Genomic DNA, 24,788 nt, shown 5'->3' with positions numbered 1-24,788 from the left:
CCTCCGCCTCCTTCCTTCTTCTTTCTTTTTGTTTTGGTGTTGTTTCTTTTCTCCCCCCCCCCCCCCCCCCCCCCCCCCCCCCCCCCCCCCGCCGACCTGCGACTGCCGGTCGCGGGTTCTCTTTCTGCCGTCCGTCCGGGCGGCTAGCATCAATTTCGTGCTCGGCAGCGTTTATTCGTTCGCTGCGTCGATAGCGCGCACCAACACGATGACTTTTCCGGCTGCTGCCGCGTTGGGCAAAAAACTACCTGGTAAGAGAGGCGCGCCATGTACGACGTGATTGTCATAGGTGCCCGTTGTGCGGGTTCGCCGACGGCCATGCTATTCGCGCGGCAGGGTTATCGAGTCCTGCTCCTGGAGAAAGCGCGGTTCCCGCAGGACACGCTCTCCTCCCACTACCTCCACACGCAGGGCGTGGCCCTGCTCAAGCGGTGGGGGCTGCTCGACAAGCTCGTCGAGGCGGGCTGCCGGCCGATCGACCGCCAGCGCTACGAGGCGCCCGGGGTCCGCATCGAAGGATTCTCCCTGCCGATCGACGGCCAGCGGACCACGTACGCGCCCCGGCGGTACGTGCTCGACCCGATCCTCGCGGACGGAGCCGTCGCCGCCGGCGTCGACTTCCGGCAGGGCTGCGCGGTCAACGACCTGCTGTTCGAGGACGACCGGGTCGTCGGGGTGCGGTACACGACGCCCGGCGGAGGCCAGGCGACGGACCGGGCACGCCTCGTCGTCGGCGCGGACGGCATGCGGTCGCTGGTGGCCCGCAAGGCCGGCGCGCAGAACGTCATCGAGCACCCGCGGATGACCTGCACCTACTACAGCTACTGGTCCGGGGTCCCCTCCGACTTCGAGCTGTACGCGCGGCCGGGGCGGTGGATCGGCGTCATCCCCACCAACGACGACCTCACCCTGCTCATGGCCTACTTCCCGCAGGACGAGTTCTCCGAGATGCGCAAGGCGGTGGAACCCGCCTACCTCGACGCCTTCCGCACGACGGCGCCCGAGCTGTGGGAGCGGATGGCGGCGGGCAAGCGCGAGGAGCAGCTCTACGGCACCGGGCACCAGCAGAACTACTTCCGCAAGGCCTTCGGGCCCGGGTGGGCGCTGGTCGGTGACGCGGTGAACCACAAGGACTCCATCACCGCCCGCGGCATCACCGAGGCCTTCGTCCAGGCCCAGTCGCTCACCGACCACATCGGGGACGGGCTGCACGACGACGCCGTGCTCAACGCGGCGCTGCGGCGCTACGAGAACGACCTGGGCGGCGAAGCCCTCAGCCACTACCAGGGTGCGCTCAACGTGGCCGAACTCAAGCCCGAGGGGCGGGCCGAGATGCTGCAGAAGCTGGTCGGTCACCAGGAGCAGATCGACCGGTACTTCTCGACGCTGTCGGGGGCGATCTCCCTCGACGACTTCTACAACGACGAGCTCCTGGCCCTGCTCGACCAGAGCTGACCGACGACCGCCGACTGACGACCGCTGACTGGTTCGCCGATTTTGGAGACACAATGATCCCGTTGTCGTTCGCGCAGCGCCGGCTGTGGTTCGTGGACCGGTTCGAAGGACCTTCGCCGACCTACAACGGCGCCTTCGCCCTGCGCCTGACCGGCGACCTGGACGTGGAGGCGCTCCAGGCGGCGCTCCGCGACGTCCTCGACCGGCACGAGGCCCTGCGCACGGTGATCGTCGAGGACGACGACGGCGTCCCGCACCAGCGGGTGCTGCCGTCCGGGGAGAAGCCGTTCGGCCTGCCGGTCGTCGAGGTCACCGAGGAGAAGCTGGCGGCGGCGGTCGACCGGACGGCCACCGAGACCTTCGATCTGGCCGCCGACGTGCCGGTGCGCGCCGCCCTGCTGCGGTGCGGACCGCGCGACCACACCCTCGTCGTCGTGGCCCACCACATCGCCGTGGACGGCGAGTCCTTCGGGCCGCTGTTCCGCGACCTCACCACGGCCTACGCGGCCCGCGCCGAGGGCGGCGCCCCGGCCTGGGAGCCGCTCCCGGTGCAGTACGCGGACTACACGCTGTGGCAGCTCGACGTGCTCGGTGACGAGTCCGACCCCGAGAGCCTGTCGGCCCGTCAGCTGGAGTACTGGCGCGAGGCGCTGGCCGACCTGCCGCAGCCGCTGCCCCTGCCTACGGACCGCCCCCGCCCCAGGGTGATGCGCTCCGAGGGCGACCGGATCCGGTTCGCGATCGACCCCGGCCTGCTCCGCTCCGTGGAGAAGCTGGCCGTCGAACGGGACACCACGGTGTCGATGGTCATGCACTCGGCGCTGGCGGTGCTCCTGCACCACCTCGGGTGCGGCGACGACCTGCCCATCGGCGCGCCCATCACCGACCGCACCGACGAGGAACTGCGCGACCTCGTCGGCTTCTTCGTCAACACCTGGGTGCTGCGCGCCGACCTCTCCGGCAACCCGACCTTCCACGAGGTGCTCGAGCGGGTCCGGGAGCGGTCGCTGGCCGCGTACGACAACCAGGACATGCCCTTCGAGCGGCTGGTGGAGCTGCTCAACCCGCACCGGTCCACCGCCTACAACCCGTTCTTCCAGGTCATGCTCTCCTGGCAGCCGCCCGTACCGCCGCTTCAGCTGCCCGGCCTCGGCGTCGAGGTCGAGCGGCTGGAGACCCGTACGGCCAAGTTCGACCTGTTCTTCGACCTGCTTCCGGACAACGAGGGCGGGGCGCAGTGCCGGCTGGAGTACGCCACCAGCCTCTTCGACCAGGACACCGCCGAGGCCATCGCGCAGCGGTTCGTCCGCGTCCTGGGCCGGCTCGTCGCCGACCCGCAGCGCGCGGTCGCCACCGTCGACGTGCTCGACGACGCCGAGCGGCAGCGGTGGCTGCTCCGGGGCGACGACCGGACGGCCGCGGTGCCGGAGCTGACCGTCCCGCAGCTCTTCGAGAGCCAGGTGGCCCGGACCCCCGACGCCCCGGCCCTCGAGTGCGACGGCCGGACGCTGACCTACCGGGAGCTGGACGACCGCGCGAACGGCGTCGCGTGGGAGCTGGTCCGGCGCGGCGCCGGGCCGGAGGACCTGGTGGTCCTCGCCCTGCCCCGCACCGAGGACCTGGTCGCCGGCCTGCTCGGCATCCTCAAGTCCGGCGCCGGATACGTGCCGATGGACCCGCAGTACCTCGGCGGGCGGGCGCACACCGTGCTGGCCGAGGCACGCCCCCGGTTCGCGGTCACCGACACGGCGACCTCGCGGGAACTGCCGCCCGGCGGCTTCGAGACCGTCGACGTCGACCAGCGCGCGGGGTGGGACACGCCCCAGGGAGCGCCCGACGACGCGGGCCGCCGCGCGCCGCTCGGCCCGGACAACCTCGCGTACGTGATGTACACCTCCGGCTCCACCGGCAAGCCGAAGGGCGCCGCGATCACCCACCGGGGCGTCGTCAACGGCGTACGGGAACTGGCGCGCGTCCTCGACACGACGCCCGGGTGGCGGATGCTGGCCGGCACCTCCGTCAACTTCGACGTCTCCGTCTTCGAACTGCTCACCGCCCTCACCACCGGCGGCACGGCCGAACTGGTCCCCAACGCGCTGGCGCTCGGCGAACGGGACGGCTGGAACGGCCAGGTCATCAGCGGCGTCCCCTCCGTGCTCGGCGAACTGGTCGGCCACCTGGACAAGACCCCCGACGTACGCACCGTCGTCTTCGCGGGCGACGTGCTCCCGGCCCGGCTGGTGCGCCAGGTGCGCGAGGCCCTGCCCGGCGCGCGCATCGTCAACTCCTACGGACAGAGCGAGAGTTTCTACGCCACCACCTTCTCCCTCGACCCGTCCGAGGAGTGGACGCAGGGCGACGTCGCCCCCATCGGCACCCCGCTCGGCAATATGCGGGCCTACGTCCTCGGCCCCGGACTCGCCCCCGTCCCGCAGGGCGTCATCGGTGAGCTGTACGTCGCCGGTACCTGCCTGGGCCGCGGCTACCACGACCGGCCGGGCCTGACCGCCGAACGCTACGTGGCCAGCCCCTTCGGCCCCGCCGGCGAGCGCATGTACCGCACCGGTGACCTCGCCCGCTGGAACGCCGAGGGCCGGCTGGAGTGCGTCGGCCGCGGCGACGGCCAGGTGAAGGTGCGCGGCTTCCGCATCGAGACCGCCGAGGTCGAGGCCGCGATCACCCAGCACCCCGGCATCAGCGAGGCCGTGGTGATCGGCCGCGAGGCGCCCTCGGGCGGCAAGCAGCTCGTCGCCTACGTCGTCCACACCGGCGAAGGAGCCGTCGGCGACGACGGCGCCGGCGGCATCGGCGACGTGGACGTGCAGGCCGGGGCCTCGGCCGCCGAACTGCGCAAGTTCGTCGCCGCCCGCCTGCCCGACTACATGGTCCCGTCGGCGTTCGTGGCCCTCGGCCGGCTGCCGCTCGGCCCGACCGGCAAGCTGGACCGCAAGGCGCTGCCCGAGCCGGAGTTCCTGGGCGAGGCCTACCGGGAGCCGCGCACCGAGGCCGAGCGGATCATCGCCGCCGCCTACGCGGACGTGCTCGGTGTGGAGCGGGTCGGTGTCGACGACGACTTCTTCGCCGTCGGCGGCGACAGCCTGCGGTCGATCCAGGTGGTGGCGCGGGCCCGCGCCCGCGGCCTGGACCTGACCACGCGGGAGATCTTCGAGTGCCGCACGGCGGCCCGGCTGGCCGAGGCGGCCGCCGACCGCCAGGGCCGGGTGCCCGTGCTCGCGGAACTGGAGGGCGCAGGCGTCGGCCCGATGCCGCTCCAGCCGGTGGCACGGCACGTGTTCGAGCACGGCGGCGGGACGAATCGTTTCGCTATGTCGATGGTGCTGGAGCTGCCCGCAGGCATCGACGCGGACGGCCTCGCCGCGACGCTGGACGCCGTGCTCGACCGGCACGACCTGCTGCGCGCCCGGCTGGTCCGCGGCGACGAGCCCTCCCTCGTCGTGCGCGAGCCGGGCACCGTACGCGCGGCGGACCTGATCCGCCGGGTCGACTGCGACGGCCGGTGGGACGAGCCGGCGGCGCTTCAGGCGGCGAAGGCGGAACTGGACGACGCGGTCGGACGGCTCGACCCCGAGGCCGGGACCATGGCGGACTTCGTCTGGTTCGCCGCCGGCTCGGGCGAGGGCCGGCTGCTCGTGGTGCTGCACCACCTCGTGGTGGACGGCGTCACCTGGCGCATCCTCATGTCGGACCTCGCCGAGGCGTGGCAGCAGGTCAGCTCCGGCAAGGCACCCGAACTGCCCGCGGTCGGCACCTCGGCCCGGCGCTGGGCCCTGGCGCTCCAGGACGAGGCGCTCTCCGAGAGGCGCGAGGCCGAACTGGAGTACTGGCGCGACCTGCTGGAGGCGTCCGACCCGCCGCTCGGCGCGCGGGCCTTCGACCCGGCGCTGGACACGTGGTCCACGGTCGACACCGTGCGCCTGGAACTGCCCGCCGACGTCACCGAGGCGGTCCTCACCAGGCTGCCGGCGGCGTACCGCGGCACCGCGACCGACGTCCTGCTCGCCGCGCTCGCCTGCGCCGTCGACCGGTGGCGCGGCACGGACCGCTCGACCCTGGTCCGCCTGGAGGGACACGGCCGCGAGGAGGACGTCGTCCCCGGCGCCGACCTCTCCCGGACCGCCGGCTGGTTCACCAGCATGTACCCGGCCCGGGTCGACGTGCGCGGGGTGGACCCGGCCGACGTCCTGGCCGGCGGCCCCGCGGCCGGCCGGGCGGTCAAGCTGGTCAAGGAGCAGCTGCGCGCGGTCCCGGACAAGGGCCTCGGCTACGGGCTGCTGCGCTACCTGAACCCGGAGACAGCCGAGCAGCTCGCCGACTACCCGGCGCCGCAGATCGGCTTCAACTACCTCGGCCGGATCTCCGAGTCCGACGTGCCCGAGCACCTGCGCGCGCAGGGCTGGGGACCGGCGTCCTGGTCCTCCGAGCTGATCGCGGCGCCCGACCCGGACCTGCCCGCGCTGTCCGCGCTGGAGGTCAACTCGGTCGCCACGGACACCCCCGACGGCACCCGGCTCCAGGCCGCCCTCATGTTCGCCACCGGCGTCCTGACCCGCGAGCGGACCGAGGAACTGGCCCGGCTGTGGGTCGAGGCGCTGCACGGCATGGCCGCGCACGCCGCCCGCCCGGACGCCGGCGGCCTCACCCCCTCGGACGCACCGCTGGTCCCGGTGCGGCAGGAGGAGATCGAGACCTGGGAGGAACGTTACGGCCGGCTGGAACAGGTGTGGCCGCAGGCCCCGGGACAGTCCGGCATCCAGTTCCAGGCCGCGCTCGCCGAGGGCTCCTTCGACGTCTACCACATGCAGTTCGTGCTGCACCTGTCCGGGCACGTGGAGCCGGCCCGCATGCGGGCGGCCGGGCAGGCGCTCCTGGAGCGGTACCCCAACCTGCGCTCCGCGTTCCTCACCGCGGCCGACGGCGACCCGGTGCAGGTCGTGGCGGAGCACGTCACCGTGCCCTGGCGGCACCTCGACCTGACCGGCCGCGACGAGGCCGAGCAGGACGCGGCGCTCGACCAGGCCCTCGCCGACGACCGGGCCGACCGACTCGACCCCGCCCGGCCGCCGCTGTTCCGCCTGGCCCTGCTCACCTGCGGGCCGCAGCGCGCCAAGCTCATCATCACGGCCCACCACACCCTCTTCGACGGCTGGTCCTCCCCCCTGGTCATCAAGGACCTGATCCGCCTGTACGCCGGGACCGACGGGCTCGCCCCGGTCCGCAGCTACGGCGACTACCTGGCCTGGCTGTCCCAGCAGGACCGGGAGGCGTCGGCGGCCCGCTGGCAGGCCGAGCTCGACGGGTTCGACGAGCCCACCCTCGTGGCCGCCGGCCGCCGTGCCGAGGGGGACGCCTCCGCCCTCGGCCGGGTCGAGGTGCCGCTGTCGATCGACAGGGGACGGGAACTCGCCCGGCGCGCCGCCGAACTCGGCGTCACGCTGAACACGCTCCTGCAAGGCGCGTGGGCGATCCTGCTCTCCAAGCTGACCGGGCAGCGTGACGTGGTGTTCGGCGCTGCCGTCAACGGCCGCCCGGCGGACCTGACCGGGTCCGAGGACATGGTCGGCCTGTTCATCAACACCCTCCCGACCAGGGCGCTGTGCCGTTCCGACCAGAGCGTGGCCGACGTCATCACCGACCTCCAGGACCGGCAGATCACCCTGCTCGACCACCACTACTACGGCCTCGCCGACATTCAGCGCGGCGTCGGACTGCCGGCCCTCTTCGACACGATCGTCGTCTTCGAGAACTACCCGATCGACCGCGAGGGCATCGTCGAGGCGAACACCTCGGCGGGTGTCACGATCGATGCCATCCGTCCCTTCGCCGGCTCGCACTACCCCCTCACCCTCAACTCCTCCGACCCCTACCTGCGGCTCTCCCTCGACTACCAGCGCAACCTCTACGACCGCGACACGGCTGAGGCGATCGCCGCCCGGCTCGTCCGGGTGCTGGAGCAGGTCCTCGCGGACCCGCACGTGCCGGTGGGTGCCGTGGAGGTGCTGGGCGAGGAGGAGCGCGACCGGCTGGTGCGCCAGGTCAACGACACGGCGCGCGAGGTGGCCCCGGACACGCTGCCGGGTGCGTTCGAGGCGCAGGTGGCCCGTGACCCGGAGCGGGTGGCGCTGGTCGGTGAGCGGGAATCGCTGACGTACGGGGAGTTCAACCGGCGGGCGAACCGGCTGGCGCACTGGCTGGTGGAGCAGGGCGCGGGTCCGGAACGGCTGGTCGCGGTGAAGATCCCGCGCTCGGTGGATCTGCTGGTGGCGATCTACGCGGTGGTGAAGTCCGGTGCCGCGTACGTGCCGATCGACCCGGAGCTGCCCGAGGACCGGGTGCGGCACGTGCTGGACAGTGCGAAGCCCCTGCTGGTCCTCGACGAGGAGCTGCCGGACGTCACCGGGTACCCGGACGAGAATCCGGAGCGGGTGCTGTCGCCGGACAACGCCGCGTACGTCATCTTCACGTCGGGATCCACGGGTGGTCCCAAGGGCGTGCAGGTGGCGCACCGGTCGATCATGAACCGGCTGGCGTGGGGCCTGTCGCACTTCGACGTGGGTGCCGAGGACCGGGTGCTGCTGAGTACGACGGCGAGCTTCGACGTGTCGGTGCCGGAGCTGTTCGCGCCGCTCCAAGTCGGTGCCGCGATCGTGATCGCGCGTCCCGACGGCCGCCGGGACCCGTCCTACCTGGCCGAGCTGATCCGGCGCGAGGCAGTGACCGGCGCGGACTTCGTGCCCTCGCTCCTGGAGGCGTTCGTCATCGAACCCTCGGCGAAGGAGTGCACCAGCCTGCGCTGGATCGAGGTGGCGGGTGAGGCGTTCCCGCCCGCCCTGGCCAACCGGGCCGTCGAGGTGCTGCCCGGCTGCGGGGTGCACAACCTCTACGGGCCGACCGAGGCGTCGGTGGAGGTCACGGCGTGGCAGCACGTGCCGGGCGCCGACCGGGTGCCGATCGGCGCGCCGATCTGGAACACCCAGGTGTACATCCTGGACGCGGCCCTGCGCCCCGTCGCGCCCGGGGTCGCCGGTGAGCTGTATCTCGCCGGCGCCGGTCTGGCCCGGGGCTACCTCGGGCAGACCGGGCTGACCTCGAACCGGTTCGTGGCCTGCCCGTTCGGTGAGCCGGGCACCCGCATGTACCGCACCGGTGACCTGGTGCGCTGGACCGGGGACGGCCAGGTCGAGTACCTCGGCCGGACCGACTTCCAGGTCAAGGTCCGCGGCTTCCGCATCGAACTCGGCGAGATCGAGCAGACACTGACCGCCCACCCGGACATCGACAACACGGTCGTCGTCGTACGCGAGGACAGCGCCGACGTCCAGCGACTGGTCGCCTACGTGGTGCCGGGCAACGGCACGGCACACACCGACCTGGACCTCACGGCCCTCACGGACCGGGCCCGGGAACACCTGCCGGAGTACATGGTCCCCTCCGCGATCGTGCCGCTCGCCGAACTGCCCATGACCCCGAGCGGGAAGCTCGACCGCAGGGCGCTCCCCGCTCCCGACCACACCGAGGCCGCGGCCGGACGAGGGCCGCGCAACCACACCGAGGAAGTCCTCTGCCGGCTGTTCGCCGAACTGCTCGGCCTGGAGGAGGTCGGCATCGACATCGACTTCTTCGACCACGGCGGGCACTCGCTGCTGGCCACCCGGCTGACCGGCCGCATCCGCAACGAGCTCGACGTCGACGTGAAAGTCACGACGGTCTTCCGTAATCCGACCGCCGCCCAGCTGGCGGTCCAGATCGAGGAACTGGCCACGTCGAACCGCCCCCGGCTGCGCCCCCAGCTGGGTCAGATGACCGTTTAGGAGAAGCGTCGATGATCCCCTTGTCCTTCGCCCAGCGACGGATGTGGTTCCTCCACCGTCTGGAAGGCCCGTCCGCGACCTACAACATCCCGTTCGTGCTGCGCCTGGACGGGGCACTGGACACGGCGGCCCTGGCCGCCGCGGTGACGGACGTCGCGAACCGGCACGACAGCCTGCGCACCCTGATCGCCGAGAACGAGGACGGCACACCGGAGCAGCGGATCCTGCCGCCCGAGGAGGCGGTCCTGCCGTTCCGGCTGGTCGACGTGGCCGCCGAGGCGGTGGACGCCGCCGTACAGGAGGCGGCGCGCGAGGGCTTCGACCTGGACACGGAACTGCCGCTGCGCACTACCGTGTTCCGGCTCTCCCCGCAGGAGCACGTGCTGGTGTTCGTGTTCCACCACATCGCCGCGGACGGGGCGTCGATGGCGCCGTTCCTGCGGGACCTGCTGTCGGCGTACGCGGCCCGTCAGCAGGGGGACGCGCCGGAGTGGACGCCGCTCCCGGTGCAGTACAAGGACTACACGCTGTGGCAGCGGCAGCTGCTGGGCGACGAAGAGGACCCGGAGAGCGTTGCCGCGGAGCAACTCGCCTACTGGCGGCGGGAGCTGGCCGGGGTGCCGCAGCCCGTGCAGCTGCCGCTGGACCGGCCGCGGCCGACGGTGGCCGGCCACCGCGGCGGTCACGTCGACTTCGAACTGGACGCGGAGCTGCTCTCCGGGGTCGGGAAGCTGGCCGCCGAGCGCGGTGCCACCGCGCCGATGCTCGCCCAGTCCGTGCTCGCGGTGCTCCTGCACCACCTCGGTGCGGGCAACGACCTGACGATCGGCAGCCCGATCGAGGGACGTGCCGACCAGCAGCTCGACCAGCTGATCGGGTTCTTCGCCAACACCTGGGTGCTGCGCGTCGACCTGTCGCACAACCCGTCGTTCAACGACCTGCTGGACCAGGTGAGGGAGAGGGCCCTCGCCGCGTACGACAACCAGGACGTGCCCTTCGAACGCCTGGTGGAACTGCTGAGCCCGGAACGCACCACGGCCTACCAGCCGCTGTTCCAGGTGATGCTGGCCTGGCAGTTCGAGTGGTCGCAGATCGAGATACCGGGCCTGCGCGTCACCCCCCTCCCGGCGGGCACCGGCACCGCCAAGTTCGACCTGTTCTTCAACATCGTCCCGGCCCCGTCCGGGGGCGCGTACGGGCGGCTCGAGTACGCAACGGAACTGTTCGACCACTCCACGGCCGAGAACCTCGTCGACCGCTACGTGCGCGTGCTCCGGCAGGTCGTCACCGACCCCGGGACGCGGCTCGGTTCCGTGGACGTGCTCACCGGCGCGGAACGGGACCTGCTGACCCGGGTGAACGAGACGGCGGCACCGGCGCAGGCGGCGACGGTGCCGGAACTGGTCGCCGCCCAGGCCGCGCGGACACCGGACGCGACGGCGGTGGTGTCCGGCGGGACCACCCTGACCTACGCGGAGCTGGAGGGCCGAGCGGCCCGGCTGGCCGCGGTGCTGCGCGACCACGGGGTCGGGCCCGACGCCCCGGTCGCCGTGGCACTGCCCCGGTCGGCGGACCTGGTGGTCGCGCTCCTCGCCGTGCTCAAGGCCGGCTGCGCCTACCTGCCGGTCGACCCTCAGTACCCGGCCGCGCGGGTCGGCCTCCTGCTCAGCACGGCCGACCCCGCACTGGTGCTGACCGACCGCGAAGCGGCGGCGACCGTGGCCGGGTGCCGGGCGCCGGTGCTCCGCCTCGACGACCAGGACCTCGACGGCCCCGCCCCCGACGCCCCGGACGTCCGGATCGACCCGGACCACCTGGCCTACGTGATGTTCACGTCCGGATCCACCGGCACACCCAAGGGCGTCGCCGTCACACACGCCGCCGTCGTCAACGGCGTCCGCGACCTGCGCCGGACGGTGGGCGTCGAGGCGGGCTCCCGGATGCTCGCCGCGACCTCGGTGAACTTCGACGTCTCCGTGTTCGAGATCTTCACCGCGCTCACCACCGGAGCGAGCGTGGAGATCGTCCGCGACGTGCTCGAACTCGCCGAACGCGGCAGCTGGTCGGGCACTACCGTCAGCGCCGTCCCCACGGTGTTCTCCGCGCTCCTCGACCAGATGTCCGATGACGCCCCGGACCGCCTCCGACTCGACGTCGAAACCGTCGTCCTCGCCGGCGAGGCCCTCTCGGGCGACCTGGTCCGCAAGATCAGCGACGCCCTTCCCGACGTCCGCGTCGTCAACGCCTACGGACAGACCGAGAGCTTCTACGCCTCCACCTTCACGCTGCCGCGGCAGTGGACCTCGACCGGTGCGGTACCGGTCGGACAGCCCCTGGCCAACATGCGCGCCTACGTCCTGGGGCCGGAACTGACGCCCGTCGCGCCCGGTGTGATCGGCGAACTGTACGTCGGCGGGCCGGTCGCCCGCGGTTACCACCGCAACGGCGCGGCGACCGCGGAGCGGTTCGTCGCCTGCCCCTTCGGCCCCGCCGGCGCCCGCATGTACCGCACCGGTGACCTGGCCCAGTGGGACGAGGACGGCCGGCTGAGGTACGCCGGACGCGCCGACACCCAGGTGAAGGTGAACGGCATCCGCGTCGAGCCGACCGAGATCGAGACGGTCCTCGCCCGGCACCCCGCGATCGGCCAGGCCGCCGTCACGGTCCGCGAGGACCACACCGGCAGCGCGCGCCTCGTCGGCTACGTGGCGCCGGCGGGCGCCGCGGACGGCACGGCCACGCCGGACACCGCCGTCTCGGCGGCGGACCTGCGCCGTTTCGTGTCCGAGAGGCTGCCGGACTACATGGTGCCCACCACGATCATGGTGCTCGACCGGCTGCCGCTGACCGCGAACGGGAAGGTGGACCGGGCCGCGCTGCCCGAGCCGGAGTTCGCCGGCACCGAGTACCGGGCGCCGCGCAACGAGACGGAACGGCTCCTGGCCGAGGTGTACGCCGACGTCCTCGGCGCCGAACAGGTGGGGGTCGACGACGACTTCTTCACCAGCGGCGGGGACAGCATCCGGTCCATCCAGGTCGTGGCGCGGGCCAAGACACGCGGCGTGGTGGTCACCACGCGGGAGATCTTCGAGCACCGCACGGTCGCCCGGCTCGCGGAACTGGTCGAGGGCCGGGAGGACGAGGAGCGCGTGGTCCTGGCCGAGCTGCCGGGCGGCGGCGTGGGCCGGATGCCGCTGCCGCCGACGGCGGCGCACGTCCTCGCGCTGGGCGGCGGCATCGGCCGGTTCTGCATGTCCGCGCTGCTGACCCTGCCCCAGGACATCGACCGCGACGGGCTCGTCGCGACCCTCCAGTCCGTCCTCGACCGGCACGACGTGCTGCGCTCCCGGCTGGACAGGGAGCTGCCCGGCCTGTCGGTCGAGGCGCCCGGCGGCGTCGACGCCGGCACGCTGCTGCGGGAAGTCCCCTACGGTGACGCCGACGTGCAGGCCGAACTGGACGCCGCCGCGGACCGGCTCGACCCGGACGCGGGCGTCATAGCGCAGTTCGTGTGGCTGACCTCCGGCACGGACCCGGACCGGCTGCTGGTCGTGCTGCACCACCTGGTCGTCGACGGGGTGTCGTGGCGGATCCTGGTGCCGGACCTCGCCGCCGCCTGGCAGCGGATCCGGGGCGAGGGCGCCCCGGCCCGGACCGAGGTGGGCACCTCGCTGCGCCGGTGGGTGCACGCGCTGGCCGACGAGGCGGCCTCCCCGGCGCGGGTGGCGGAACTGCCCGTGTGGCAGGAGATCCTCGGCACCGGCGAAGCGGCCCTCGGGGCCCGGGAGGTGGACCCGGCCCGCGATGTGACGGCCACCGTGGACACCGTGCGCGTCCAGGTGCCCGCGGACGTCACGGAGACATTGCTGAACACGGTGCCCGCGGTGTTCCGCGGCGGTGTCGACGACGGGCTGCTCGCCGGGCTGGCGCTGGCGCTGGCCCGCTGGCGCCACGGCCGCGGCGTGCCCGCCGCCTCCTCGACGCTGGTCCGGCTGGAGGGACACGGCCGGGAGGACCACCTGATCCCCGGCGCCGACCTGTCGGACACGGTCGGATGGTTCACCGCGATGTACCCGGTCCGGCTCGACCTGGCCGGCGTCGACGTGGCCGACGCTTTCGCCGGGGGCGTGGGCGCGGGGAAAGCGGTCAAGGCCGTCAAGGAGCAGCTGCGGGCGGTCCCCGACAACGGCGTCGGCTACGGCCTGCTGCGCCACCTCAACCCCGGCACCGCCACCGCCCTGGCCGGACTGCCCGAGCCCCAGATCGGGTTCAACTACCTCGGCCGGGCCTCCGGCGCGGACATCCCCGAGGAACTGCGGCACCTGGGCTGGGCCCCGGACACCACGCACCGCGACCTGATCGCCGCACCGGACGCGGACATGCCGGTGCTGTCCGCGCTGGAGATCAACGCGGTGGCCACCAGCACCGGCGACGGCGAGGAGCTGACCGCCTACTTCGGCTTCCCGACCGGGGTGCTCACCCGCGACGAGGTGACCGAGCTGGCCGGGCTGTGGGTCGAGGCGCTGACCGCCCTCGCCCGGCACGCCGTGACCGACGACGCCGGCGGGCTCACCCCGAGCGACGCGCCGCTGGTGAAGGTGGACCAGGGGGAGATCGACACCTGGGAGGCCCGCCTCGGCGAGCTGGCCGAGGTGTGGCCGGTGACCCCCGTGCAGTCCGGGCTGCTGTTCCACTCGATGCTGACCGCCGACGAGGCGTTCGACGTCTACCACATGCAGCTCGTGTTCCATCTGTCCGGCGACGTCGACCCGGAGCGGATGCGCCGGGCCGGGCAGGCACTGCTGGAGCGCTACGACAACCTCCGCGCGGCGTTCGTCGACCGCGCCGACGGCGACGTGGTGCAGGTCGTGCCGCGGAACGTGACCCTGCCCTGGCGTCACCTGGACCTGAGCGCGGCCGACGACGCGCAGCGCACCGAGGCGTTCGAGAGGTTCCTCGTCGAGGACCGGGCCGCGCACTTCGACCTGAGCACCCCGCCGCTGATCCGGCTGGCGCTGGTCGACCTCGGACCCGGCCGGTCCGAACTCGTGCTCACCGGCCACCACGTGCTGTACGACGGCTGGTCCACGCCGCTGCTGATGCGGGACCTGATGCTGCTCTACGCGTCCGACGGCGACCCGGCCGGGCTGCCCGGCATCCGCAGCTTCGGCGAGTTCCTGGCCTGGCTCGTGAGGCAGGACAGGGAGGAGTCCGCACGGGTGTGGGCGGCCGAGCTGGACGGGGTCGACGAACCCACGCTGCTCGTGCCGCGCGCGACCGCGGAGCACGGACCCGCGGGGGTGGGGGACCTCGACGTGACGTTCGAGGACATGCCCGGCCTGACCCGGCGCGCCGCGCAGCTCGGCGTCACCGTCAACACGCTCGTGCAGGGCGCCTGGGCCGTCCTGCTCGCCAACCTCACCGGGCGGTCCGACATCGTCTTCGGCGCCACCGTGGCCGGCCGCCCGGCCGCCTTCCTGGACGCCGGGGACATGGTCGGGATGTTCATCAACACCATCCCCGTCCGGGTGCGCTGCGAACGCAGCGACACCTTCGCCGGCCTGCTCACCGAGCTGCAGAACCGCCAGGGCGCGCTGCTGGACCACCACCACCACAGCCTCGCCGAGATCCAGCAGGCCACCGGGCTGAGCACGCTGTTCGACACCCTGGTGCTGTTCGAGTCGTTCCCGGTCGACCGGGACGCCCTCGACGAGGCCAACACCACGGCCGGTGTGGCCATCACCGGGCTGCAGCCGTTCGCCGGCTCGCACTACCCGATCACGCTGACCGCCGCGTCCGAACCGCACCTGCAGATGGCCCTGCAGTACCACCGGGACAAGCTGGACCAGGACACGGCCGCCGAGATCGTCGACCGGTTCGTGCGCGTCCTCGGGCAGGTCGTCGCCGACCCGGACGTCCGCGTCGGGGACTTCGACGTGCTCGGCGAGGACGAGCGGCAGTGGCTGCTGCGCACGGTCAACGACACCGCCGAACCGACCCTGGAACAGGGCCTGGTCGCGGCCGTGGAGCGGCAGGCGCGGGCCACACCGGACGCCCTCGCCGTCATCGGCGAGGAGCAGTCGCTGACCTACCGGGACCTGGAGACGCGGGCCAACCGGCTGGCGCACCGGCTGATCGGCCGCGGTGTGCGGCCGGAGTCCCTGGTCGCCGTCTCCCTGCCCCGGTCCGCGGACCTCGTGGTGGCGCTGCTGGCGGTGCTGAAGGCCGGCGGGGCCTACATCCCGATCGACCCGGACCACCCGCGCTCCCGGATCGACCACATCCTGAAGGACTCGGCCCCGGCGCTCGTGCTCGACGCCGACGCGCTGGCCGAGGACCGTTCCGCGTACCCGGACACACCGCCGGCCGTGGCCGCCTCGCCCGACAACACTGCGTACGTGATCTACACGTCGGGGTCGACCGGGACCCCGAAGGGAGTCGCGGTCCCGCGCGGCGCGCTGGCGAACTTCCTGGCCACGATGGGGCGGCGGTTCCCGCTGACGCCGAGCGACCGGCTGTTCGCCGTGACGACCGTGGCGTTCGACATCGCCGGACTCGAGTTGTACCTCCCGCTGATCTCCGGAGCGGCGGTGGTGCTCGCGGGCAAGGAGACCGTCTCCCAGCCGTCGGCCGCGGTGGCGGCGATGCGCCGCCACGACGTCACCGTCGTGCAGGCCACCCCCGCCTTCTGGCAGATGCTGCTCACCGACGACCCGGACGGTGCGCGGGGCCTGCGGATCCTCGTCGGCGGCGAAGCCCTGCCCGCGCCCCTGGCCGACGCCCTGGCCGGGCAGGCCGCCGAGGTGGCCAACATGTACGGCCCGACCGAGACGACGATCTGGTCGACGACGGCCCCCGTCGAACCGGGCTCCGGCCTCCCGTCGATCGGCGAACCGATCGGCAACACCCAGGTGTACGTGCTCGACGCGCGGCTGCGCCCGGTCCCGCGCGGGGTGAACGGCGAGCTGTACATCGCCGGCGACGGCCTGGCCCGCGGCTACCAGGGCCGGCCGGACCTGACCACCGGACGGTTCGTGGCCTGCCCGTTCGGCGCACCCGGCACGCGCATGTACCGCACCGGGGACCTGGTGCGGTGGGGCGCCGACGGGCACCTGGAGTACGTCGGACGGACCGACTTCCAGGTCAAGATCCGGGGCTTCCGCATCGAACTCGGCGAGATCGAGCACGCACTGACCACCCACCCCGGCGTGGCGCAGGCCGCGGTCGTGGTGCACGAGGACCGGCAGGACGACAAGCGCCTGGTGGGCTACGTGGTGCCGGCCCTGCACGCCGCGGTGGCCGACGCCGCCGACCAGGTGGACGAGTGGCGCGAGGTCTACGACGACAGCTACACGGCCTCCGAGGACGAGGCGCTGGGCGAGGACTTCCAGCTGTGGAAGTCCACGTACGACGGTGAGCCGATCCCCCGCGAGCAGATGCTGGAGTGGCGGGACACCGCCGTGGCCCAGGTGCTGGCGTTCTCGCCACGCCGGGTGCTGGAGATCGGTGTGGGCTCCGGCCTGCTGCTGGCGAAGATCGTCGGCGAGGTCGAGGAGTACTGGGGCACCGACCTGTCCGCCCCGGTCGTGGACCGGGTGCGGGCCCAGGCCGAACAGGACGGGTACGGCGACCGGGTGCGGCTGAGCGCCCAGCCGGCCGACGACATCGACGGACTGCCCCGTGCCGGGTTCGACACCGTGGTGCTCAACTCGGTCGCCCAGTACTTCCCGAGCGTGGAGTACCTGGACCGGGTGCTGCGCCAGGCGATGGAACTGGTCGCGCCCGGCGGCCGGATCGTCGTCGGCGACGTCCGCAACGCCACGACGCTGCGGGTCCTGCTGACCGCGGTGCAGCGCGCCGCGCACCCGCACGCCTCGCACGAGGAACTGCGGACACTGGTGGAGAAGGCGCTGCTCGCCGAGCGGGAACTGGTGGTCGCTCCCGAGTGGTTCGCCGAGTGGGCACGTGAGCACGCCGACGGCGTGGACATCCGGCTGAAGCCGGGACAGGCGCACAACGAGCTGACCCGGCACCGCTACGAGGTCGTCCTGCACAAGGAACCGGCCGACGTGCTCGACCTGGCGGGCGTGCCCGCGGCCGAGTGGGGCCGGGGGGTGCCCGGCCTCGCCGAACTGCGCCGCCATGTCGACCAGGCGGGCGACCGTCCGGTGCGGGTGAGCGGGATACCGAACGCGCGGCTGGACGCCGAGGCCGCCGCAGCGGCCACCGCCGGCGTCGTGAGCATGCCCGCCGCCTCGGGCAGGACGCTCGACCCGCAGGAGTTCACCGCGTGGGCGCGGCAGCAGGGCCGGCACGCGGTCCTCACCCCGTCGGGTGCGGACGTGCGCTGCTTCGACGGGGTCCTGCTGCCCGCACGGGCCGCCGGACAGCCGACGGTCCACGGGGCGTTCGTGTCCAGCGGCGTCGCCGGACGGACCCGGTACAACCACCCCGGCCTCGCCCGGGTGATCGGCCCCCTGCTCGCCGACCTCCCCCAGCACCTGCGGGGGCGGCTTCCCGAGTACATGGTCCCGTCCACGGTGGTGCCGCTGTCGGAGATCCCGCTGACGCCCAACGGAAAGCTGAACCGGCGGGCGCTGCCGGCCCCGGACCACGCCCAGGTGTCGACCGGCCGCGCCCCGCGCACCCCGCGCGAGGAGACCTTCTGCGCGCTGTTCGCGGAGGTGCTCGGCCTGGGGACGGTCGGCATCGACGACGACTTCTTCGCCTTCGGCGGGCACTCGCTCCTGGCCACCCGGCTGATCAGCCGGGCCCGCGCCGAGTTGGGCGTAGAGATACCCATCCGCAAGATCTTCGACCTGCCGACAGTGGCCGCGCTCGCCGCGTGGTCGGAGGAATCGGCTGCTCCCCGCCGCCCCAGCCTGCGCCAGATGTTCGCCAAAGGAGTGAAGCAATGATTCCGCTGTCCTTCGCGCAACGCCGTATGTGGCTTCTGCACCAACTGGAGCAGGGAGCGGAGACCTACAACATATCGGCGGCGTTCCGGCTGACCGGGCCCCTGGACCGGGCGGCCCTCGTCGCGGCGATCGGCGACGTGGTCGGCCGGCACGAGATCCTGCGCACCACCTATGTGACGGACGACGAGGGCGAGCCCTCCTCGCGGATCCTGCCGCTCGAGGAGGCGTCGCCGCAGCTGCCGGTGGTCGAGGTGACGCCGGGGAACGTGGCCGCCGCGATCGACGAGGCCGTCTCCCACCGCTTCGACCTGACGGCCGAGCTGCCCTTCCGGGCGAGCCTGCTGCGCTGCTCCCCCGAGGAGCACGTCCTGGTCCTGGTCATCCACCACATCGCCTCGGACGGCAGCTCCGGCGCGCCGCTGGCCCGGGACCTGGCCGAGGCCTACACCGCCCGCCTTCAGGGCCGGGAGCCGGCGTGGGAGCCGCTGCCCGTGCAGTACAAGGAGTACGCGCTGTGGCAGCGCGAGGTGCTCGGCGACGCGGCCGACCCGGACAGTTCCGCCGCGGCGCAGATCGAGTACTGGCGGGGCGAACTGGCCGGGGTGCCGCAGCCGCTCAACCTGCCGCTGGACCGCCCGCGGTCCGCGGAGGCCGGCTCGCGCGGCGACACGGTCCCCCTCACCGTGGACCCGAAGGTGGCGGCCGGGCTGCAGAAGCTGGCCCAGGAGCGCGGGACGACCATGTCGATGCTCCTCCAGGCCGCCCTGGGGGTGCTGCTGCAGAAGCTCGGCGGCGGGAACGACGTGACGATCGGTTCGCCGATCGCCGGGCGGACCGACGAGGCACTGGCCGACCTGGTCGGATGCTTCGTCAACACCCAGGTGCTGCGCGTGGACCTCACCGGCGACCCGACCTTCGCCGACCTGCTCACCCAGGTGCGGAACAAGGCGCTGACGGCCTACGAGCACCAGGACGTGCCGTTCGACCTGGTGGTCGAGGCGATCAACCCCGACCGCTCGGCCGCCTACCAGCCGCTGTTCCAGGTGATGTTCGCCTGGCAGAACTTCGCGAGCCGGGACCTCGAACTGCCGGGACTCAAGGTGGAGTTCGAGCAGGCCATCACGTCGACCGCCATGTCCGACCTGTTCTTCTTCCTGGCCGAGGACGCCGCGGGCTCGCTGCGCGGCGACCTCCAGTACGCGACCCACCTCTTCGACCGCGGCACGGCCGAGGTGATCGCCGCGCGGTTCGTCCGGGTGCTGGAGCAGGTGCTGGCGGACCCGACGGCGCCGGTGGGTGCCGTGGAGGTGCTCAGCGAGGAGGAGCGCGACCGGCTGGTGCGTGGGGTCAACGACACGGCGCACGAGGTGGCTCCGGGCACGCTGCCGGGTGCCTTCGAGGCGCAGGTGGCGCGGGATCCGGAGCGGGTGGCGCTGGTCGGTGAGGGCGAGTCGCTGACGTACGGGGAGTTCAACCGGCGGGCGAACCGGCTGGCGCACTGGCTGGTGGAGCAGGGCGCGGGCCCGGAGCAGCTGGTCGCGGTGAAGATCCCGCGCTCCGTCGACCTCCTGGTCGCGCTGTACGCGGTGGTGAAGTCCGGTGCCGCGTACGTGCCGATCGACCCGGAGCTGCCCGAGGACCGGGTGCGGCACGTGCTGGACAGCGCCCGGCCGCTGCTGGTCCTCGACGATGAGCTGCCGGAGGTCTCCGCGTACTCGGACGCGAACCCGGAGCGCGTCCTGTCGCCGGACAACGCGGCGTACGTCATCTTCACCTCGGGTTCCACGGGCGGCCCGAAGGGTGTGCAGGTCGCCCACCGGTCGATCATGAACCGGCTTGCGTGGGGTCTGTCGCACTTCGAGGTGGGTGCCGAGGACCGGGTGCTGCTGAGCACGACGGCGAGCTTCGACGTGTCGGTGCCGGAGCTGTTCGCGCCGTTGCAGGTCGGTGCGGCGATCGTGATCGCGCGTCCCGACGGCCGCCGGGACCCGTCCTACCTCGCGGAGCTGATCCGGCGGGAAGGAGTGACCGGCGCGGACTTCGTGCCCTCGCTCCTGGAGGCGTTCGTCGCCGAGCCGGGGGCCAAGGAGTGCGAGAGCCTGCGCTGGATCGAGGTGGCGGGCGAGGCGTTCCCGGCGGAGCTGGCGAACAAGGCCGCCGAGGTGCTGCCGAACTGCGGGGTGCACAACCTCTACGGGCCGACCGAGGCGTCGGTGGAGGTCACGGCGTGGCAGCACGTGCCGGGCGCCGACCGGGTGCCGATCGGCGCGCCGATCTGGAACACCCAGGTGTACGTCCTGGACGCGGCGCTGCGTCCGGTCGCGCCGGGAGTGGCCGGTGAGCTGTACCTCGCCGGCGCGGGTCTGGCGCGGGGTTACCTGGGGCAGACGGGGCTGACCGCGGGCCGGTTCGTGGCCTGCCCCTTCGGTGAGCCCGGCGCCCGCATGTACCGCACCGGTGACCTGGTGCGCTGGACCGGGGACGGTCAGGTCGAGTACCTCGGCCGGACCGACTTCCAGGTCAAGGTCCGCGGGTTCCGCATCGAACTCGGCGAGATCGAGCAGGCCCTGACCGCCCACCCGGACGTCGACAACGCGGTCGTCGTCGTACGCGAGAACCAGCAGGGCGACAAGCGCCTCGTGGGCTACGTGGTGCCCCGGCCCGGCGCCGTGCCGGGCGACGGCCAGGTCCAGGCGGGGCAGGGGTGCCAGGTCCACGACGCCGAGGCGGCCGGCCCGCTGCTCGCCCGAGTCACCGAGCACCTGCGGGCCGGGCTGCCGGAGTACATGGTGCCCGGCACGCTGGTCCCGCTCTCGCGGATCCCGCTGACCCCGAGCGGCAAGCTCGACCGGCAGGCCCTGCCGGCGGAGCACGCGACCACCGCGGCCGGCCGGGAACCGCGCAACACGCACGAAGAGAAGCTGTGCTCCCTCTTCGCCGAGCTGCTCGGCGTGGAGAAGATCGGCATCGACGACGACTTCTTCGCGCTCGGCGGGCACTCGCTCATGGCCACCCGGCTCAGCTCCCGCATCCGCAAGCAGTTCGACGTCTCGCTGCCTCTCAGCACGATCATCAAGTACCCCACGGTGGCCGAGCTGGCCGTGGTGCTCCTCACCGGCGGCGCTCACGACGAGCACACCGACCCGTTCGCGGTCGTGATGGCGCTGAACAGCGTCCCGGAGACGGACAAGCCGCCGGTGTGGTTCTTCCACGGCGGCGGCGGCGTGGGCTGGGGCTACTTCAGCTTCGTGCTGCACCTGCCGGACCGGCAGGCCTACGCCCTGCAGTCCCGCGGCTTCGACGGCACGGACGTGCTGCCGGGGTCGGTGGAGGAGATGATCGACGACTACGTCACCCAGATGCTGCGCGTCCAGCCGGAAGGGCCCTTCGACCTGATCGGCTGGTCCTACGGCGGCACCGTCGCGCACGCCATCGCCGCCGAGCTGGAACGGCGCGGGCACGAGGTCGCCTTCCTAGCCATCCTGGACTCCCTGCCCGCCCAGGAAGGGTTCGCGCAACTGGCCGGCCGGGCCGTGGCGGAGTACCGGGCGGACCTGGAGGAGTACTTCGGTCAGTTCGTGAAGACCGACAACAAGGAACAGTTCCTGGACACCATGTCGAAGGTGCTGGCCAACAACCAGGCCGTCATGGCGAAGTACCACTCGCCGGTCTACGGCGGCGACGTGCTGTTCTTCAACGCGGCGCTGAAGGACGAGGGGTCGTGGGCACCCCTGTGGCGGCCGTACGTCCAGGGTTCCATCGAGGAGCACGACGTGCAGGCCACCCACGGCGACCTGCACATGCCCGGACCCGTGTCCGAGATCTTCGCGGTGATCAACCGCAAGCTGGCCGATTGACCGGGGAACTCCGGGACGTCGCGCCATGATGTCCCGGAGCCGGTCCGACGAACCATCGAACGCATGATTGGGGTCGGTTGTGAAAGAACCCGGCACATCCGAGGAGAACCGGGACCGGACCACGCTGCTGTGCGTGCCGTTCGCGGGTGCAGGCCCATCCTTCTTCCATCCGTGGCAGAAGCCGGCGGGGGACCGGTGGCGCGTCGTCTCGGTCGAACTGCCCGGCAGGGAACGGCGCATCCTGGAAACGCCGTACCGCAACGTCGTCGAGGCGGCCAAGAACGAGATCGACGGCATTGTCGCGGAACTGGGTGAGGGGGCGCGGACCGTGCTGTTCGGGCACAGCCTGGGCGCGGTCCTCGCCTACGAGCTGACACACCTGCTGGGCGGGCGCGGAGTGCACGTCGAGCGGCTGGTCGTCAGCGGCTCACCGGGGCCGTGGACCCAGCGCGAGAGGCGCGCGGCGGGGCTTGAGGGCGACGAGTTCCTCGCCCGGGTCGAGGAGTTCGCCGGGTTCCGGCACGAGGCCCTCGACCACCCGGAGATGCGGGAGCTGATCCTGCCCACCCTCCAGGCCGACTGCGAGATGCACGAGGCCTACGTCCCGAGCACGGACGTACCGGTGTCGGTGCCGATCACCTCGCTGCGGGGCGCGAGCGACGGCCTGGTCACCGCGGAGGAGGCCCAGCAGTGGCGGGACGCGACCACGGGTGAGTTCAGCTACGTGGAATTCCCGGGTGACCACATGTACTTGGTCGACCTCGGCCGCGAGGTACTGGACGTGATCGAGGCGGAGTCCGCCCGCGGCCGCTGACGGGGGACGCAGTCCCCTCTCTTACACGCCGCCCCGGCGACCACGGTCGCCGGGGCGGCGCCGCGCTGTCCACCGGTGCCCGTGCCCGCGCGCACGACGACGCACGACAACGGACGAGGACGCACGACGAACAAGGCCGTCGGGAGCACGACGTGGTCCCGACGGCCTTGGTGACGCGGAAGCGCCGGACCGGCCGACGGCACGCGTCGGCCGGTCCCGCACGTCCCCGCTCAGCTCCGCAGGGCGGGGCCGAACCAGGTGGTGAGGGCGGACCGCAGCGCGTCGGTGCCGCCCGCGCCGCCCTCGTCGGCCACCCAGGCGACATGGCCGTCGGGGCGGATCAGCAGCGCGGCCGGAGCGGGGACCTCGCCGATGGCGGGGACGATCCAGTGGTCGTCCTCACTGCGCGCCTCGACCACGTCGACGCGGTCGGCCCAGCCGCCGGCGACCGCCGCCGGCTCGGGGCTGCCGTGCAGGTCCAGCAGGACGGGGCGGCCGGCGTGCAGCAACTCGTGGACGCCGATGATGCCGTCGGCCGTCTTCAGGTCGGCGTCGGGCACCCGGCGGCCCTCCAGCGGGTGGTCGCCGGGGGCCGGGTACCGGATGTCCAGCGCGTTCAGCAGGTGACGCAGGTACCGGTTGACGTCGTCGAACACCATGAGGGAGCCGAACACCTCGCGCAGCGCGTCCGTCTGCGGACCGGGACGCACCAGAGCCGACTGCGCCCGGGTGTTGTGCAGCACGCGCGCCGCGACCGGGTGGCGCTCGGCGTGGTAGGTGTCCAGCAGGCTCTCGGGCGCCCGGCCGCGCACCACCGAGGCGAGCTTCCAGCCGAGGTTGACAGCGTCCTGCACGCCCATGTTCAGGCCCTGCCCGCCGGCCGGGAAGTGGATGTGCGCCGCGTCGCCCGCGAGCAGCACCCGGCCCTTGCGGTACTCGGCGGCCTGCCGCGCCGCGTCGCTGAACCGGGACACCCACCGGGGGTTGCGCATCCCGAAGTCGGTCCCCGCGACCCTGACCAGGGACTCGCGGAGCTGCTCGAACGTCACGGCGTCGTCGCGGCCCGCGACCCGGTCGAACTCGGAGGTGATCACCCGGAACCAGCCCGGCTCGAAGGCGATCGCCGAGTAGTCGCCGACCGGCGTGCGCCGCACCCAGACGTAGTCCTCGGTCAGCTCCGGCAGCTCCACGTCGCCGATCAGCGCGGTCATCGTCGCTTCAGTGCCGGGGAAGTCGATGCCCGCCAGCTTGCGCACGGTGCTGCGCCCGCCGTCGCAGCCCACGAGGTAGCGGGCGCGCAGCGTCGCGGGCCCGGCGTCCGGCGTGGCCAGCTCGACCGTCACGCCGTCCTCGTCCTGGCGCACGCCGCTGATCTTGGACGACCTGCGCACCCGCACCCCCAGCTCGGTGGCCCACTCCTCCAGCAGCCGCTCGATGGTGGACTGGAGGATCATCAGCGGGTAGGGGTGCCGGGACTCGGACTCGTCGAACTCCAGGTAGAGGCCGGCGAAGTGGCCCACCGGCTGGAGCTCGCCCTCCGCCAGGAAGCGGTCCAGGATCCCGCGCTGGTCCAGCACCTCCAGGGTGCGGGAGTGGATCCCGCCGGCCCGGGACTCGCCCGTGGGCTCGGCGAGCCGCTCGGCCACGACGACGTCGACGCCGGCCAGCCGCAGCTCACAGGCGAGCATCAGGCCGGTCGGCCCGGCGCCCGCGATCACCACGTCCGCGTCCATCCCGGTGTGTTCCACGTCGTTGCCCCCTTGTTTCCAGTGCTGTTCCACTGACATTCCAGTGCCGCTTTACCGAGCCTGTGGCGGCGTCGGGTCATTTCCGTACGCGCGAAAAGCGAGCCGCTTTCCCGCTTCCTCTGTCCCGCCGGCGGGACGGCTGTTCGGAGAGCGGAAGTTCCGGGAGT

At 72.6% G+C, this 24,788-nt stretch carries 6 protein-coding genes; 5 read left to right on the top strand and 1 reads right to left on the bottom strand.

The window, feature by feature from the left end; all coding sequences use genetic code 11:
* Positions 1-267: 267 nt before the first annotated feature.
* The 5 genes from ACZ5TL_RS35200 (at position 268) to ACZ5TL_RS35180 (ending at position 22,873) form a co-directional block, all read left to right on the top strand.
* Positions 268-1,455 carry an NAD(P)/FAD-dependent oxidoreductase gene (locus ACZ5TL_RS35200; protein ID WP_468594850.1) on the top strand — a complete coding sequence of 396 codons (1,188 nt, stop codon included), beginning with the start codon at positions 268-270 and terminating at the stop codon, positions 1,453-1,455.
* A gap of 53 nt (positions 1,456-1,508) precedes the next feature.
* Entirely contained in the window at positions 1,509-9,284 is a 7,776-nt protein-coding gene (locus ACZ5TL_RS35195; protein WP_468594849.1) for an amino acid adenylation domain-containing protein, read from the top strand.
* 11 nt (positions 9,285-9,295) lie between these two features.
* Positions 9,296-18,202 (top strand): amino acid adenylation domain-containing protein, encoded by an 8,907-nt coding sequence (locus ACZ5TL_RS35190; RefSeq protein ID WP_468594848.1) that lies wholly within the window; start codon positions 9,296-9,298, stop codon positions 18,200-18,202.
* Positions 18,199-22,059, top strand: a complete 3,861-nt coding sequence (locus ACZ5TL_RS35185) for a non-ribosomal peptide synthetase (RefSeq protein ID WP_468594847.1) — start codon at positions 18,199-18,201, stop codon at positions 22,057-22,059. Before ACZ5TL_RS35190 ends, ACZ5TL_RS35185 begins: the two co-directional genes overlap by 4 nt.
* A 79-nt stretch (positions 22,060-22,138) precedes the next feature.
* A complete protein-coding gene (locus ACZ5TL_RS35180) occupies positions 22,139-22,873 on the top strand; it encodes a thioesterase II family protein (protein ID WP_468594846.1) in 735 nt (244 codons plus the stop codon).
* 230 nt (positions 22,874-23,103) lie between these two features.
* On the opposite strand, the gene ACZ5TL_RS35175 is transcribed toward ACZ5TL_RS35180, so the two are convergent.
* Positions 23,104-24,606 carry an FAD-dependent monooxygenase gene (locus ACZ5TL_RS35175; protein WP_468594873.1) on the bottom strand — a complete coding sequence of 501 codons (1,503 nt, stop codon included), beginning with the start codon at positions 24,604-24,606 and terminating at the stop codon, positions 23,104-23,106.
* Positions 24,607-24,788 lie beyond the last annotated feature (182 nt).

It is taken from the genome of Streptomyces sp. NPDC033136 (assembly GCF_055578235.1).
This window is presented reverse-complemented; position numbering and strand designations above follow the sequence as displayed.

Bases quoted from the DNA above. Each gene is read 5' to 3' on its own strand.
- ACZ5TL_RS35200 (WP_468594850.1), top strand. From the start codon at position 268: ATGTACGACGTGATTGTCATAGGTGCCCGTTGTGCGGGTTCGCCGACG.
- ACZ5TL_RS35195 (WP_468594849.1), top strand. From the start codon at position 1,509: ATGATCCCGTTGTCGTTCGCGCAGCGCCGGCTGTGGTTCGTGGACCGG.
- ACZ5TL_RS35190 (WP_468594848.1), top strand. From the start codon at position 9,296: ATGATCCCCTTGTCCTTCGCCCAGCGACGGATGTGGTTCCTCCACCGT.
- ACZ5TL_RS35185 (WP_468594847.1), top strand. From the start codon at position 18,199: ATGATTCCGCTGTCCTTCGCGCAACGCCGTATGTGGCTTCTGCACCAA.
- ACZ5TL_RS35175 (WP_468594873.1), bottom strand. From the start codon at position 24,606: ATGGACGCGGACGTGGTGATCGCGGGCGCCGGGCCGACCGGCCTGATG.